This is a genomic window from Lentzea alba (genome assembly GCF_011067745.1).
In the GTDB taxonomy this organism is placed as follows: Bacteria; Actinomycetota; Actinomycetes; order Mycobacteriales; family Pseudonocardiaceae; genus Lentzea; species Lentzea alba.
The window spans coordinates 132136-147411 of record NZ_JAAMPJ010000016.1 but is presented as its reverse complement, the minus strand read 5'-3'; the positions used below and the strand labels follow the sequence as shown (position 1 = coordinate 147411).

The window sequence follows — 15276 nt, the reverse complement described above, 5'->3', positions numbered from 1 at the left end:
ATTCGAGGGGATTCACGATGCGGTTTCTGGTGTCCACGATCGGTTCGCGGGGAGAGGCGCAGCCCGTCACCGCACTGGCGGTGCGGCTGCGGGCGCTGGGCAACGACGTGAAAGTCGTTGCGCCGCCGGACTTCGAGGACCTCGTGACGGGCAACGGCCTCGACTTCACGCCGGTCGGTCCGCACCTGCGCACCGTCACCGCCGTCAAGCTGAAGCCCGAGGACCTGGGCAGGCTCGCCGAGGAGTCGGTGCGCGAGCAGTTCCGGGTCGTCGGCCAGGCCGCGCGGGGAGCGGACGTGCTGGTGGCAGGCGGTGCGCTGCAGCACGCCACGCGTTCGATCGCGGAAAGCATCAACGCGCACTACGTGTACGCGAGCTTCTGCGCGAACACGTTGCCGTCACCGCACCACGCGCCGCCCGCGATGTTGGGCCGCGTTCCGGTGAACGGAACGCCCGAGGAAAACCTCGCGCAGTGGGACCAGCAACGCCACTTGTTCGGGAGTTCGCGCGCCGCGATCAACGCCGAACGGGCCAAGCTCGGCCTCGGCCCGATCGACGACGTCCGCGACCACATCTTCGGCGACGCTCCGTGGCTCGCCGCGGATCCGGTGCTGGGGCCGTGGCCCGGCCCCGGCGACCTCGTCCAGACCGGCGCCTGGCTGACCGACGACCAACGCCCGCTCGCCCCGGAACTGGAGGCGTTCCTCGCGGCCGGCGAACCGCCGATCTACTTCGGCCTGGGCAGCATGCGGGGAGCTCAGGACGCGGTGGATCACGCCGTCGAGGCCGCTCGCGCGTTGGGCAAACGCGTTGTCCTGCAACGCGGATGGGCCGATCTGCGGCTCACGGACGACGCCGCGGACTGTCTCGCGATCGGCGAGGTGAACCAGCAGGCGCTGTTCCGCCGCGCCGCCGCGGTCGTGCACCACGGTGGCGCCGGCACCACCACGACTGCTGCCGCGGCGGGCACACCCCAGATCGTGCTGCCCCACATGTACGACCAGTACTACTGGGGCAACCAGGTCGAACGCCTGAACATCGGCCGGTCGGCGAAGGCCGTGACCACCGAAGTCCTCGCGGAGGCGCTGCAACTCGCCGACCAGGCCGCCAAGGTGGGCACGCAGGTGCGCACGGACGGTGCGCTGGTTGCGGCGAAACGGCTGATGACGTTGTAACCAGGTGAACCGAGCCATCTGAGACGTACGTGTTGTGGGTGTCCGCGCATGAGGGAGACCCGCGATGTCGTATCAGGTTGGGCTCGATCTCGGATCCGCAGGCACCACGGTCGCCACCGGCCGTGGTGTCACGACCACCCGTGAACGCCGTCAGCACGCCACGGCCAGGGAGATCGCGAACGTCCTCGACGACCTCGCGGACCGGTACGGGGAGCCGCCGAGCCGGGTCGCGATGACGCACTCGTTGAGCTGGCCGCACGAGTATCTCGAACAGTTCCGCAAGGACCTGATCGACGAGGGGCGTGCGGACGTGTTGTTCGTGCCGGCGCCACACGCCGCCGCCATCGCGTTCGACGACAACGCGCAGATGCCCGAACACAGCACGGTCGCGGTGTTCGACTTCGGTGCCACCGGTTGCGACATCACGTTGCTGCGCAAACAAAGCGTGTTCCTGCTGGCCGGGCAGCCGGAACGGGTCGAGATCGGCGGGTTCGACCTCGACGACCTGGTCGCGGAACACGTGATCGCGAAGATCCGGACGCACAGCCCCGAGCTCGTGCGCAGCTGCGTCGAGGCGAAGGAACTGCTCGGCAGCTATCCCGAGGTGCGCATTCCGGTGGTGGTCGACGCCGAGGTCCGCGAGATCAGGCTCAGCCGGCTGGAGTTCGAGTCGATCATCCGGCCGTCGGTGGAGCTCGTCGTCGACGCACTCGAACGCGTCGTCGCAACCGCGGGTCTGTGCGAGCCCGACGTCATCCTGCTCGTCGGCGGGTCGGCGCGGATTCCGTTGGTGGTCAAGGAGATCGTGGAGCGGCTGCACATCCCGGTGATGAGGGCACCGGACGGCGCGGCCGCGATGGGCGCGCTGCTCGAAGCCGAGCAACTGGAACCCGAACCGTCCGAGGAACCGACGGTCTTCCTGCCGGCGCCGCGTGAGGAGGAGCAGTCGAGGCGGAGGATTCCGACCACGCCGTTCATCGCCGCCGGACTGCTCGTGCTCGTCCTCGGCGGCGGCTGGGCCGCGCACGAGGCCATGAACCGGCCGAAGGTGCAGGTGGAGACCACCAGCGTCGTGTTCAAGCCGCCCAGCACGGCGGAACTGCCCCGCATCAACGGATGAACGCGCGGATCTCCTTCAGCGTCCGGTCGATCTCGCTCGGCGTGTTGAGGATCGCGGTGCCGATCCGCGCGTACGGGATCCGGTACGCCGCCGTGGTGATCTGGATGCGCTTCTGGGCCAGCCGTGCCACGACCTCGTCACCGCTGTGCCCGGTGACGTCGAAGCACACCATGCCCGCGGACATCCGCGGATCACGTGGTGTGTGGATGACGACGCCGGGCATCGCGGCGAGCCCGTCCTTGAAACTCGTCGCCAGCTCGGTGATCCGGGCCGCGACCCGGTTGCGGCCGAGGCGCTGGTGGAACTCGACGGCCGCCTTCACCGCGTAGAAGTGCTCGAACGCGTGGAAGCCGCCTGGCCCGAGCAACGCCGTTTCGCTGCGGTTGCTCAGGCTCGGCAGCAACGGCATGATCTGGTCGCTCACCTGGGGATTCACCCACACCATGCCGGTACCGCGTGGTCCGAACAACCACTTGTGCGTGCCCGCCACCACCACGTCCGCACCCATGCGAGCCGCGTCGTCGTCGACGGCGGCCAGTCCGTGCACACCGTCGACAACGAGCAGACAGCGGTCTTCTTGCTTACGGCCGTTGTTCGCCTCGGCGACAACGGCCGCACACGCCCGTACGGGCATCCTCACACCCGTGCTCGACTGCACCCAGGTGATGCCGACGGCGCGGGTCTGCGGTGTGATCGAGTTCCGCAGCCTCGTGGCGACCTCGTCCTCGGTGACCTTCGCCGAGTTCTCGTAGAGCGTGCCGATCCTGACGTTCGCGCCGACCCGTTGCGCCGCCAGTTGCGCGGCCTGCCGGTGCCATCCGTGGTCCTGGTCGCTGAGCAGCAGTTCCTGGTCCGGCCGGAGTCGCAGACCGCCGTAGACGATCGAGAGCCCGACGGTCGTGTTCGGCACGAACGCGATGTCACCGGGGTTGCCGCCGATGTACTGCCCGAGCGCGACGGCGACCTCCTGTTCTCGTTCGAACATCAGCTCGTGCGAGTTGGCGTCGAGTTTGCGCTTGAAGTTCTCAACGGCCGTGCGCACCTCACGCGGGTTCGACGCGAGGTAGAACAGCCCCAGGTTGATCAGCGTCGGGTCCAGCCGGAACTCGCGGCGCACGGCACCCCAGTCCACTCCCTGCGCTGCCGACGCGGCGGTCGGCGTGACGGCGATGAGTCCGGTCCCCACGAGGAAGTCACGACGATCCATGCCGTCCATAGAACCGCTCGCGGGCGTTGTTGGACAGCTGTTCGTTGTCCGGGGCAAAAGGGATTCCGGTGTTCAGCGCCTTGGCCCCGATGGTGAACAACTCGCCGAGCATGCTCACGCCGATCGACAGCTGCGTCGGCGCGTGCCCGCCGACGAGCATCCCCAGCCCGAGGCTCGCGCCGAGCGACGTCACCCACACGACCAACGTCCACGGCGTGTAGCGCTGCCACAGGTGCCCGCCGCGCTCGAACAGCTTGATCGTCATGCCCCGGAAAGCCCCGAACGCGAACCCGGCGGCGAGCGGGAGCAGGTAGCTCAGGTGGAACTCGTCCACCGCGCGGATGCCGAAGAACAGCAGGAACGCCGGCGGCGCCAGCAGGTCTCTGGCGTTGAGCGGCTCACCCCTGAACCGGCGCACGAGTACGTACAGCACACCGGCCGCGATCAGCGCATATGTCATGGCATCCCCCTTAGTAGCATGACCATGCTACTTAAACTAGCAGGGTCATGCTACAAAAGGGAGGTGTCACCCCGAGTCGTCGATCCCGTCGCCCGTCGCCAAGCCGTCGCGGAGGCGGTGTTCCGCGTGGTCGTGCGGGACGGCGTCGAGCAGGCCTCGCTGCGCAACGTGGCGGTGGAGGCGGGTCTTGCCATCGGCTCGATCCGGCACTACTTCGACAGCCACGACGACATGATCATCTTCGCGGTCGAGGCGTTGATCGCGTCGATCGACCAGCGCGTCATGGACCACGTGCAGTCGCTCGCGGACCGCACGGACCTCCGCCGCCCGGCCGAACGCGTGCTGTCCGAGGTCCTCCCGCTCGACGACCGCCGGCGCGACGAAGCCGTGCTGTGGCTCGCCTTCGTGACCGCCGCCAGGACCCGTCCCTCGCTGCGCCCGCACGCCGAACGGCTCTACGACGGCCTGCGCGCGCTGTGTCGCCGGGCGCTGACCGTGATGTCCGAGGCCGGCACCGTGGCGGCCGATCTCGACATCGCGCTGGAGACCGAACGGCTGTCGTCGCTGCTGAACGGCCTCACCGTCGACGGCGTGCTGCACCCGGACCGGATGACGCCGGACCTCACGGTGTCGTTGCTGCGCCGCCACCTCGACTCGCTGCGGTAGCTTCCACGACCCACACCGGCAGTTCGGGCATGTCGTAGACACCGGTCAGCGAGATGACGTCTCGGCCGAACTTGGTGATCTCCCAGCCGCCTTCTTCCAGGGCGGTGCGCAGTTCGGTTTCCGTCACGTCGAACGGGCTTTCCTCGACCGCGAGCGAGGTGAGGTTCAGCAGCGCGCCGTCAACGGCCGCGTTCCGCAGGGCGGCGGCCAGCCCGGGACGTTGGTCCGGCGGCACGCAGTGGATCAACGCGCTCGCCAGCACCGTGTCGAACTGCCCGGTGAACGCCGCCGAGTCGCCCACGACCCAGTCGACGCCGTCACCTCGGGTGCGAGCCGTCTCGATCGCGGTGGGCGCGATGTCGACCGCCGTCACCCGGAATCCGCGCGACGCCAGGAAGACCGCGTTGTCGCCCGTCCCGCAACCCGCGTCCAGCACGTGGCCGCGGAACCGGCCGGCGGCTTCCCAGTCCACGACGACCGGTTGCGGCGCACCGATGTCCCAGGGCACGCCGGCGTGCGGCATCCCCTCGACCAGTTCGCCACCCCGGTAGAACTCCTCGAAATCAACCATGTCACCCAGCCTGGCGGACCCGGCTCCGATCCATCAGCGATGAACGGAAATGCGGTGGAATCCGGCAGCAACTACCCTCGATCGGTGGAATCCATCGACCAGAGGCTGGCCCACGCCCTGCAGATCGACGGCCGCGCCCCGTTCGCGAAGATCGCCGAGGTGCTCGGGACGTCAGAACACACCGCCGCCCGCCGTTACCAACGGCTCAAGGAGCGCGGCGTCAGGGTGAAGGGTGCGCTCAACCGCTTCCGGCTCGGCCACCACGCCTGGACGCTGCGGCTGCGCTGCACCCCGGACGCCGGGCCGGTGCTGGCGCAGGCGCTCGCCAACCGATCGGACACGTTCTGGGTGCACCTGATGTCCGGCGGTACCGAGATCTCCTGCCTGCAACAGGTGGAAAGTCCCGACGAACTGCTGCTGGACCGCCTGCCCAGGCGGTTGGTGGACGTGAGCGCGCACAACATCCTCCGCGGCTTCGCCTCGCCGGGCACCTGGCGCGGCGTCGCCTGTCTGACCGACGACGAAGCCGCGGCCCTGAAACCGGAGTTCGAGCCTGAACCGCCAACCGGGCTCACCGGCCTGGACGACGCGCTGATCGCCGCTCTCACCATCGACGGTCGCGCCAGTTTCGCCGAACTGGCAACGACAGCAGGCACGTCCGAGACGACCGCCCGCCGGCGCGTCGAGCACCTCAGGCGCACCGGCGTCCTGGAGTTGCAGCTGGACGCCGATCCGGCCCAGTTCGGCTTCCACACCCAGGCCAGGCTCTGGATGCGCGTTCAGCCCCGGCATCTCGCGCAGGCCGGCGCGGCCCTGGCCACCCACCCCGAGGTGTACTTCGCCGCTGCCACAACGGGTCCGGCGAACCTGGTCGCCAGCGTCGCCTGTCGCAGCAGTGGCGATCTCTACCGCTATCAGACCGAGTGCATCGGAATGCTCGACGGTCTGGCGGAGCTGGAAACGGCTCCAGTTCTGCGCACGCTCAAACGGTCGTGACCTTGACATCGCGCGCGGTCAGTTCGGCGCCGCACTCAGTGCATTCGACCTTCGCGCGCACGCCACCGCCGCAGTCACGGTGGTGCAGGTGGAACGACTCGTCCTCCTCCTCGGGAGCCATCCACCTCTCACCCCACGTGCGCAGCGCCATGAGCACCGGGTAGAGGTCGCGGCCTTTCTCCGTGAGTCGGTACTCGTGCCGTGTGCGCCCATCGTGCTGATAAGGCACACGCTTGAGCACGCCTTCCTGCAGCAGCACGTTGAGCCGGTCGGTCAGCACGCTGCGCGAGATCTCCATCGCGGACTGGAAGTCCTCGAACCGACGGGTCCCCAGGAAGATCTGGCGGAGCAGGAGCAGCGTCCAGCGCTCGCCCAGCAACGCTGCAGGACGGCTCAGCGTGCAGGGCATGCTGGCGAAACTCGCGTACGACATGAACCCAGGATATCCCTTGCGTTCGATTTTCGAACTCAGCTACAGTTCGGATTCCGAACTCAGGGAGTCGATCCTCATGCGCGTCACCGAGCTCAACCGCGACACCGCGCCGGAAGCCGTCGACGCGGTGTTCGCGGGACTGTCCGCCCGAAGCCGCTACCTGCGGTTTCACTCGCCGACGCCACGGCTGACCGCCTCGGCCCGGCGAGTGCTGGTCGACGTGGACGGCGAACGGCACGCGGCCGTGTGTGCCCGGATCGGCGGCGACCCGGTCGGCATCGCACGGTTGATCAAGACCGGCGAGTGCGGGGCCGAGATCGCCGTGGCCGTGATCGACCTGTGGCAACGCCGTGGTGTCGGGCGCCGGTTGCTGGAGGAGCTGACCGCGGTGGCCGCCAGGATGGACATCGCGACCCTGCACGGCGACGTGCTGCCGGACAACGAGGGCATGCTCGCGTTGGTGCGCAAGGTGTTGCCCGGCGTGCGCCTCACCAGGGAGATCGACACGATCCAGCTGAGCTACCCGCTGGCGTGGGTGACCGCCGAGATCACGGACGCCGATCTCGTGGCGAGCCTTCAGGGGCTTTGAGGGCCGGCCGCGGAGGAGGGCGACACCGCCCGCGCGGGCGGAGTTCGCTGCCCGCGGGTTCGGCCGGCCGTTCACGGTTGACCGCCTGGCCGGCGTCGGCGGCTGACGTACACCCCGGGCGACCAGTCCTGCACCGCGAGTTCAAGATCGTCACCCGACTGGGCGCTGAGGCAGAACTCGGTCCGTTCGACCGGACCAAAACTTCACCTCGGCTTGCTACGGTGACCGGCATGAAGTCGTGGGGGATGTTGGCGGTCGCCGCGGCGGCGATCACGTTCGGCTCGACGCTGGCGATGCCAGACGTCGCGGTCGCTGCTGCCGAGGGCGGGGTGGTCTGCGGAACGTACGAGGCCAACTCCAAGATCACGCGCACGGAGATCCTGGCGCGCTCGCGCACGTGGATCAGCGCCCGTGTGCCGTACAGCCAGAGCGACTGCTTCGGCAACAAGTACGGCGCCTACCGCACCGACTGCTCCGGCTTCGTCTCGATGGCCTGGGGCCTGCGCATCTCCTACACGACCCACATCCTCGAGCAGGTCGCGCACCGCATCGACTGGGCGGACCTGCGTCCCGGTGACGCGCTCAACGACCGCGAGAACCACGTCGCGCTGTTCATCGGCTGGGCGGACGCCGCCAAGACGCGGCCGATCGTGCGCGAGCAGGCCGGACCGGACGGCAGCCGGCCGGTGCAGCGCGTCTGGAGCGCGAGCACGGCCAAGCGGTACGTGCCGCTGCGCTACAACGGCCTCGTCGAGGCCGGTGGCACCACGACCAGCGACACCCCGGTCACGGACAAGCCGGTCGTCAGCTCCGGCCCGCAGATCTCCAACACCGGCCAGCAGCAGCTGGAGGTCTACGCGCGCGCCGCGGACGGCACGATCATCACGAACTTCCACAAGACGAGCCGCTGGAACGGCTGGCAGCAGCTCGGGGCCGAGATCTTCGCGAGTGACCCGGTCGCGCTGATGAACCCGGAGACGAAGATCGTCGAGGTGTTCGCGCGCGGCACGGACGGCAAGATCTACCGCCGCGTCGACGGCAAGTGGCTCGCGGTCGGCGACACGGCCGTCGCGGGCAGCCCGGTGCTGAGGTGGAACGACAAGACCAAGGCCGTCGAGGTGTTCGCCCGCGGCGTGGACGGCGTGCTGCTCGGCTTCACGGACAAGTGGGCGCCGGTGGGCGACCGCAAGATCCAGGGCGACCCGGCCGTCGCGGACAAGGACCTCTACGCGCGTTCCGCCGACGACAAGCTCGTCAAGTGGGACGGCACCGCCTGGCAGGACCAGGGCGAGACGAAGATCGTCAGCGACCCGAGCGTCGCCGTCGACCAGATCTTCGTCCGCACCGCCACCGGCAGCGTCGAGCAGTACGCGGCCGGCGTCTGGAAGTCGCTCGGTGGCAAGGGCACCGGCGCGCCGTCGGCGGTGTTCAACTCGACGACCGGCTCGATCGACGTCGTGCAGCTCGGTGAGGGCGGCATCGTCGAGCACTCGCGCGCGACCGACAGCGGCTGGACCTCGTGGGCGAAGCTCGGCACCACCAAGGTGTCCGAGGCGCCGACCGCGATGTACCACGCGCAGACGAAGACCGTCGAGGTCTTCGCCCGCACCGACGACGGCAAGCTGATCCGCCGCTTCTACAAGGAGAAGGCGGGCTGGAGCCAGTGGGCGCTGCTCAGCGACCGCGGGATCAGCTGACCTGAAAACGAAAACGGGGCGGCGACTCACTCGAGTCGCCGCCCCGTTCTTTCGCCTGATCAGCAGTGCGTGAAGACGTCGAGTGCCGCGGTCTGGCCCTTGGCCTCGTCGTTCGTGATGGCGGCCGACCTCAGCGCACGTGCCGCGTCACGGCACTGCTGGGACGTCGCCGCCTCCGCCTCGGCTTTCTTCTGCGCGGCCTCTGCCTTCTTCTGCGCGTCCGACGCCCGCAGCGCGTCGTCCTCGCTGTCCTTGGCCTTCTTCGTGAGGTCCGCGGCCTCGCGATCCTTGGTCTCGATCTGCTTCGAGAGGTCGGCAGAGCGCGCCTTCTCCAGGAAGAAGAGCGTGCCGAACGTGGCCGCCGTGCCGAACTGCAGCACGGTGAAGATCGCGAGCACGACCAAGCCGGTCCTCTTCGGCTTCGGCTGGACCTGCGCCGGCGCGACCGGCGGTGGCTCCGGCGTGGACGCCGGAGGCGTGTACACCTCGAACTCCGGTGCGGCCGACGGGGTCTCCGGCTGCGCCGCGGCGTCCGCAGGCTGCTGCGGATCGAAACCTGGACTGGTCATGGTTCCCCCCGAGGAATTGCCCCTCGGGCCTATCATCGCCAGCCGGTCAACGCTGTTACGAGAGACGGCGCACGGCGTCCACGACCAGGTCGAAGAACCGGTCCACGTCCAGCCCCACGGCGACCTGGGCGTTCGGCGGCCGTCCCAGCCTGCCGTGCAGGTCCACGACCGTCGCGCCGCGCGTGAACGTCCCCGTGGTCTCGATCCCGACGAACGCCTCGACGCACGTCACCAGCGTCGGATCGATCACCCGCGCCACCGCCACCGGGTCGTGCAACGGCGGCGCTTCGAACCCGAACACCTCGCGGTAGGTCGCCGCGAAGAACGTCATCAGGTCCCCGCAGATGCGTCCGAGCGACCCCAGTTCGTTCAACTGAGCCACGATTCCCGGCGTCACCAGTGCCTGGTGCGTCACGTTCAACCCGATCATCGTGATCGGCACGCCGCTGCCGAAGACGATCGCGGCGGCCTCCGGATCGACGTAGATGTTGAACTCCGCGTACGGCGTGGTGTTGCCGCGCTCGGTGGACCCGCCCATGAGCACGATCTCGCGCACGGCTGAAGTCCCGTATCGGGTCAGATAGGCGGCCACGTTCGTCAACGCTCCGGTCGCGACCAACGTCGCCGGCATGTTCCGGTGTATCACGTCGATCGCGTGGTCCTCGACCACGTCTACCGTGATCGAGCCGAACGCCGGTCCGTCCATTCCGGACTCGCCGTGGATGTCCTCCGCCACGTACAAAGGTCGCACCAACGGCCGTGCGCACCCACGCGCGATCGGCACCGAAATTCCGGCGGCCGAGCAGATCCGTTGTGCGTTTAGCGTGACCTTGTCGAGCGTCTGGTTCGCGGCGACGGTCGTGATCGCGCGGAGGTCGATCTCGGGCGAGCCGGCGGCCAGCAAGATCGCGATCGCGTCGTCGTGGCCGGGGTCGCAGTCGAGGACTGCTGGGATCATCGGTCAATCGTGGCCCTGGCAGGCGCCCCGGCGCACTTGGGGCAAGCCCGTGATGTGCAAGTTACTCGTTCAAGATACTGAAACAGCCGAAAAGGTTTTCGCGAACTCTTGACGAGGTCAGGGCTGGTGCGGCTAGCGTGAGGAAACCGTTTACCGGGAGGTTCTGATGGCCCGCAAGCGCTATGCCGTGGTCGGCACCGGGTCACGGGCTGAGCGGCACATCCACGCCATCGCGGTCGAACACGCCGACACCTGCCAACTCGTCGCGTTCGCTGACGTGAACCGCACCCGGATGAACGTCCACAACGACCGGCTCGCTGAGCTGGGGGTCGAGCCGGTCCCCACGTACGACGCCGAAGACTTCCTCAAGATGCTCGACGAGCAGCAGGTCGACGTGGTGGTGGTGACCACTGTCGACCGCTTTCACGACATGTACATCGTCGAGGCACTGGACGCCGGTCGCGACGTCGTGACGGAAAAGCCGATGACGACGGACGTCCCGTCGGCGGGCAAGATCCTGGACGCGGTGCACCGCAACGACGGCAACGTCACCGTCACGTTCAACTACCGCTACAACCCGATCCACGAGAAGGTCCGCGCACTGCTGGCGGACGGCGCGGTCGGCGAGATCGGATCCGTGCACTTCGAGTGGCTGCTCGACACCCGGCACGGCGCCGACTACTTCCGCCGCTGGCACCGCGACAAGGCCAACTCCGGCGGTCTCATGGTGCACAAGGCGACCCACCACTTCGACCTGCTGAACTGGTGGGTCGGCTCGGTGCCGGAAACCGTGTACGCGCACGGCCGTTTGTTCTTCTACGGCGAGGAAAACGGCAAGCGTCACGGGTACTCCGACGACGACCGGTTCGAGATGAAGCTGGAGCAGAACGACTGGCTCAGGAAGCTCTACCTCGACGCGCAGCACGAGGACGGCTACCGCCGCGACCAGAACCCGTTCGAACCCGGCGTGTCCATTGAGGACGACATGTCGGTGCTCGTCCGCTACGCCAGCGGTGCGAACCTCACGTACCACCTCACGGCGTACTCGCCGTGGGAGGGCTATCGGCTGATGGTCAACGGCAGCAAGGGGCGTCTCGAACTCGAAGTCGTCGAGAACTCCTGGGTGTCGAGCCAGAACCCGGCGGTGCACGGCGTGAACGCCAACCCGGAGGAGGGGCGGGCGACGCTGTCCGTGCAGCGCCTGTTCGAACAACGGGAGGAGATCCCGCTGGAGTACGACCGGAACGGTCACGGTGGCGCCGACCAACGCATGGTGGACGCGCTGTACGGGCCTCCCGGGCAGGAAGACCCGTTGGGACGCAAGGCAACGCACTACGACGGCACGCTCTCGCTGCTGACTGGTTTCGCCGCCAACCGCAGCTTCGAGACCGGGGAACCGGTCCGCGTCGCCGACGTCATCGACCTCAGATGAGGGGAGACCAGTGGAAGCGCACAAGATTGTGGGCTTGGCACTCGGCGCCGTGCTGGTGGCGTCGGGCTGTGGCGGCGGATCCAGCGCGAACGGTCAGACCGAGATCCGCTTCATCTGGTGGGGCAACGACGACCGCGCCAAGGTGACCACCGAGGCGGTGAAGCTGTTCGAGAGTCGCAACCCGAACATCAAGGTCTCGACCTCGTTCCAGAACTTCCAGAACTACTTCGAGAAGCTCTCCACCGAGATCGCGGGCGGCAACGCGCCGGACGTGATCCAGATGGACTACCGCTACCTCAACGAGTACGCGGGCCGCAACGTGTTGCTGGACCTCACCCCGTACGTGGGCAAGGAGATCCGCACCGCGGACTGGAACGCCGGCTTCGTCGGCAGCGGCGAGCTGAACGGCAAGCAGGTCGCGATGCCCTTGGCGCAGAACGCCACCACGATCGTCTACGACCCGAAGCTGTTCGCGGCGGCGGGTGTGGCCGAACCGAAGATCGGCTGGACCTGGGCCGACTACAAGGAGATCGCGGGCAAGATCCAGGCGAGCACCGGCGGCAAGATCGCGGGCTCCACGGACTTCGGCGGCACCGAGGACGTCTTCGAGACCTGGCTGCGGCAGCGCGGCAAAGCGCTCTACGACAACGGCAAGCTCGGTTACTCGAAGGACGACCTGAAGGCGTTCTGGCAGCTCTCCAAGGACTTCCGCGACGCGCGGGCCACGACTCCGGCCGAGCTGGTGACGACGCTGAACGCGGGTGCCGAGCAGACCCCGATGGGCAAGAAGCTCAGCGCCTCCGAACACAGCTACGACAGCCTCTACGGCGGTTACAACACGGTGCGCCCGGACGAGCTCAAACTCGGCCCGTATCCCAGTGACAACAACGAGACGCTCGGTTCGTACCGCAAGCCGTCGCAGCTGATCAGCGCGTCCGCCCGCACCAAGAACAAGGACGCGGCGGTCAAGCTCATCGACTTCCTGCTCAACGACCCGGACGCGGGCAAGGTTCTCGGCGCGAACCGCGGCCTGCCGGCGAACCTGAAGATCCGCGAGGCCGTGGCGCAGAACCTCAGCGGTGCCAACAAGGTGATCTTCGAGTACGAGAAGTCGGTCGACGCGAAGCTCGGTGACGCCCCGCCCGCCCCGCCGAAAGGTGACGGCGCGATCTACAAGCTGATGCAGCGCAAGCACGAGGAAGTCGTGTTCGGGAAGAAGACGATTGACCAGGCGTTGGACGAGTTCTGGCGTGACGCGGAAGAAGCTTTGAAGTAGTGCCGTACCTGTTTCTGGGACCGTGGCTGCTCGGCGCTATCGGTCTCACCGTCGCGCCCATGGTCGTGTCGCTGTACCTGTCGTTCACCGACTACGACCTGTTCAACGAACCTCAGTGGGTCGGCCTCGACAACTACGCCAAGCTGTTCGGCGATGACCCGCGTTATCTGCAGTCGGTCGGCGTGACGTTGAAGTACGTCGCGTGGTCGGTGCCGTTGAAGCTCGTCTTGGCGTTGGCCGTCGCGTTGCTGCTGAACTCGTTGCGCGGCAAAGGGCAGGCGTTCTTCCGGTCGGCGTTCTACGCACCCTCGTTGCTGGGTGCGTCGGTCGGGCTGGCGCTGGCGTGGCGGGCGATCTTCGACACCTGGGTCGACCTGCCGGACACCTCCCTGGTCACCATCGTGCTGCTGTCCGCCTGGCAGTTCGGCGCCCCGATGGTGATCTTCCTGGCGGGCCTGCAGCAGATCCCGCGCGACCTGTTCGACGCCGCCGCGGTGGACGGCGCCGGGTGGTGGCGCAAGCTGGCCTCCATCACGCTGCCGATGCTCTCGCCGGTGCTGTTCTTCAACCTCGTGCTGGAGACGATCCACGCGTTCCAGGCGTTCACGCAGGCGTTCGTGGTGAGCGGCGGGCGCGGGGGACCGGCCGACTCGACGTTGTTCTACACGCTCTACCTGTACGAGCGCGGGTTCACGGAGTTCCGCATGGGTTACGCGTCGGCCATGGCGTGGGTGCTGCTGGTGGCGATCGCGCTGATCACCGCGGTGCTGTTCCGCACTTCGCGGTACTGGGTGTTCTACGGGGACGAACGATGAAGCGGGCTGTGGTCTTCCTGCTGTGCCTGGCCGCGCTGGCGTTGGTGCTGTATCCGATCGTGTGGCTGATCTCGGCGTCGCTCACACCGGTCGAGGACCTCGTCTCGAACCTCCGGTCGCTGTTCCCCGGACGCGTGACCACCGACGGGTACCGAGGTGCTCTCGAAGGTGCGGGCGGCGAGTCGTTCTGGACGTTCCTGGGCAACTCGACGATCGTGGCGAGCGGTGCGGTGATCGGCAACGTCGTGTCGTGCTCGCTGGCCGCGTACGCGTTCGCGCGGCTGCGGTTCCGGCTCAACGGCCCGCTGTTCGCGTTCGCGCTGGTCACGATCATGCTGCCCGCGCACGTCACGCTGATCCCGCAATACGTGGTGTTCCAGCAGTTGGGGATGATCGACACGTTCGTGCCGCTGATCCTGCCGAAGCTGCTGGCGACCGACGCGTTCTTCGTGTTCCTGATGGTGCAGTTCATGCGCGGCATCCCGGCGGAGCTGGACGAGGCGGCGAAGATCGACGGGTGCGGCCCGATCCGCAACTACCGGTACGTTGTGCTGCCGCTGTCCAGACCGGCGATGGTGACCACGGCGATCTTCACGTTCATCTGGACCTGGAACGACTTCTTCTCGCAGCTGATCTACCTGTCGTCGACCGAGAACTACACGATCCCGATGGGGCTGCGGCTGTTCATCGACCAGACGTCGTCGTCCTCGTACGGGCCGATGTTCGCGATGTCGGTGCTGTCGCTGGTGCCGATCGGGTTGTTCTTCCTGGCGTTCCAGCGGTTCCTGGTCGCCGGCGTGGCCACGACGGGACTGAAGGGATGACCCCGAGAGATGCCACAGGACGGCTGGAGACTCTCGCCGACACCCTGCTGATCGGCGTGTTCGTGTTCGTGGCATCGCTCCCGCTGGTGACCGCGTTCTCGGCTTTCGGGGCGGCGTGCGCCGTCCTGCGGGGCGGTCTTCCGGCCGGGCGGTTCTGGTCGCTGCTGCGTGTGCGGTGGGTGCCGGGTGTGGTGTTCGCGGTGGTGGGCCTGGTGCTGGTGGTGGACGTCGTGCTGGTGATGACCGTGCTGCCCGCGCCGTGGCCCGTTCGGGGCGCTGTGCTGGTCGCCGCTTCCGCCATCGGGGCATGGATCCTGGCGCAAGCGTGTCTTGGTGGGCGCGGCGCATTGAAATTCGAAGCACCTCGGCCGATGCTGATGGCCGCGTTGGTGGTCGCCGGTGTGCTGGTGTGGGCCCTGCCTCCGCTGGCGCTGGTGATCGGCGGACCCCTGGCGCTGGCGGCGGAGTCCACCCGAGAAGGGTGAGAA

At 67.8% G+C, this 15276-nt stretch carries 17 protein-coding genes; 11 read left to right on the top strand and 6 right to left on the bottom strand.

The window, feature by feature from the left end; genetic code table 11:
* Positions 1-17 precede the first annotated feature (17 nt).
* Positions 18-1175 carry a glycosyltransferase gene (locus G7043_RS42135; protein WP_166054334.1) on the top strand — a complete coding sequence of 386 codons (1158 nt, stop codon included), beginning with the start codon at positions 18-20 and terminating at the stop codon, positions 1173-1175.
* 64 nt (positions 1176-1239) lie between these two features.
* Complete coding sequence (locus G7043_RS42130) at positions 1240-2295, top strand: Hsp70 family protein (protein ID WP_166054332.1); 1056 nt, start codon at positions 1240-1242, stop codon at positions 2293-2295.
* Here the strand turns inward: G7043_RS42130 and G7043_RS42125 are convergent.
* Both G7043_RS42125 and G7043_RS42120 read right to left on the bottom strand, forming a co-directional pair.
* Positions 2285-3502, bottom strand: a complete 1218-nt coding sequence (locus G7043_RS42125; protein ID WP_166054331.1) for an aminotransferase class V-fold PLP-dependent enzyme — start codon at positions 3500-3502, stop codon at positions 2285-2287. The genes G7043_RS42130 and G7043_RS42125 overlap by 11 nt on opposite strands.
* Positions 3489-3962, bottom strand: coding sequence for a DUF1453 domain-containing protein (locus G7043_RS42120; protein WP_207312448.1), 474 nt, complete (start codon positions 3960-3962; stop codon positions 3489-3491). The genes G7043_RS42125 and G7043_RS42120 overlap by 14 nt, the downstream gene beginning before the upstream one ends.
* Before the next feature lie 63 nt (positions 3963-4025).
* Here G7043_RS42120 and G7043_RS42115 point away from each other — a divergent pair, with 63 nt between their 5' ends.
* Positions 4026-4628 carry a TetR/AcrR family transcriptional regulator gene (locus G7043_RS42115; protein WP_313888352.1) on the top strand — a complete coding sequence of 201 codons (603 nt, stop codon included), beginning with the start codon at positions 4026-4028 and terminating at the stop codon, positions 4626-4628.
* On the opposite strand, the gene G7043_RS42110 is transcribed toward G7043_RS42115, so the two are convergent.
* Positions 4585-5199: a class I SAM-dependent methyltransferase gene (locus tag G7043_RS42110; protein ID WP_166054330.1), complete on the bottom strand. Its 615-nt coding sequence runs from the start codon at positions 5197-5199 to the stop codon at positions 4585-4587. The two genes, G7043_RS42115 and G7043_RS42110, sit on opposite strands and share 44 nt — an antisense overlap.
* Positions 5200-5283: 84 nt before the next feature.
* Between G7043_RS42110 and G7043_RS42105 the strand changes: the two genes are divergently transcribed.
* Positions 5284-6195, top strand: coding sequence for an Lrp/AsnC family transcriptional regulator (locus G7043_RS42105; RefSeq protein WP_313888351.1), 912 nt, complete (start codon positions 5284-5286; stop codon positions 6193-6195).
* Here G7043_RS42105 and G7043_RS42100 read toward each other — a convergent pair.
* On the bottom strand, positions 6182-6628 hold the full coding sequence (locus tag G7043_RS42100) for a winged helix-turn-helix transcriptional regulator (protein WP_166054328.1): 447 nt from the start codon (positions 6626-6628) through the stop codon (positions 6182-6184). The two genes, G7043_RS42105 and G7043_RS42100, sit on opposite strands and share 14 nt — an antisense overlap.
* A 76-nt stretch (positions 6629-6704) precedes the next feature.
* Between G7043_RS42100 and G7043_RS42095 the strand changes: the two genes are divergently transcribed.
* Together G7043_RS42095 and G7043_RS42090 are read left to right on the top strand one after the other, a co-directional pair.
* Positions 6705-7217: a GNAT family N-acetyltransferase gene (locus tag G7043_RS42095; RefSeq protein ID WP_166054327.1), complete on the top strand. Its 513-nt coding sequence runs from the start codon at positions 6705-6707 to the stop codon at positions 7215-7217.
* Positions 7218-7447: 230 nt separating this feature from the next.
* Positions 7448-8914 (top strand): hypothetical protein, encoded by a 1467-nt coding sequence (locus G7043_RS42090; protein ID WP_166054326.1) that lies wholly within the window; start codon positions 7448-7450, stop codon positions 8912-8914.
* Between the two features lie 59 nt (positions 8915-8973).
* Here G7043_RS42090 and G7043_RS42085 read toward each other — a convergent pair whose 3' ends face one another.
* Together G7043_RS42085 and G7043_RS42080 are read right to left on the bottom strand one after the other, a co-directional pair.
* Positions 8974-9483, bottom strand: a complete 510-nt coding sequence (locus G7043_RS42085) for a hypothetical protein (protein WP_166054325.1) — start codon at positions 9481-9483, stop codon at positions 8974-8976.
* Positions 9484-9538: 55 nt separating this feature from the next.
* Entirely contained in the window at positions 9539-10441 is a 903-nt protein-coding gene (locus tag G7043_RS42080; RefSeq protein ID WP_166054324.1) for a nucleoside hydrolase, read from the bottom strand.
* A gap of 166 nt (positions 10442-10607) precedes the next feature.
* On the opposite strand from G7043_RS42080, the gene G7043_RS42075 reads away from it, so the two are divergent.
* From G7043_RS42075 to G7043_RS42055, 5 genes are read left to right on the top strand one after another with little or no spacing between them, the layout of a single operon-like run.
* Positions 10608-11873, top strand: a complete 1266-nt coding sequence (locus G7043_RS42075; RefSeq protein ID WP_166054323.1) for a Gfo/Idh/MocA family oxidoreductase — start codon at positions 10608-10610, stop codon at positions 11871-11873.
* A 34-nt stretch (positions 11874-11907) separates the two neighbouring features.
* Positions 11908-13149 carry an ABC transporter substrate-binding protein gene (locus tag G7043_RS42070; RefSeq protein ID WP_166054322.1) on the top strand — a complete coding sequence of 414 codons (1242 nt, stop codon included), beginning with the start codon at positions 11908-11910 and terminating at the stop codon, positions 13147-13149.
* The gene (locus tag G7043_RS42065) at positions 13149-13964 is read left to right on the top strand and encodes a carbohydrate ABC transporter permease (protein WP_390829426.1); all 816 of its coding nucleotides are present in this window, start codon (positions 13149-13151) and stop codon (positions 13962-13964) included. Before G7043_RS42070 ends, G7043_RS42065 begins: the two co-directional genes overlap by 1 nt.
* Positions 13961-14788 carry a carbohydrate ABC transporter permease gene (locus G7043_RS42060; RefSeq protein ID WP_166054321.1) on the top strand — a complete coding sequence of 276 codons (828 nt, stop codon included), beginning with the start codon at positions 13961-13963 and terminating at the stop codon, positions 14786-14788. Before G7043_RS42065 ends, G7043_RS42060 begins: the two co-directional genes overlap by 4 nt.
* Positions 14785-15273: a hypothetical protein gene (locus G7043_RS42055; protein WP_166054320.1), complete on the top strand. Its 489-nt coding sequence runs from the start codon at positions 14785-14787 to the stop codon at positions 15271-15273. Before G7043_RS42060 ends, G7043_RS42055 begins: the two co-directional genes overlap by 4 nt.
* The last annotated feature ends 3 nt before the right edge of the window (positions 15274-15276 follow it).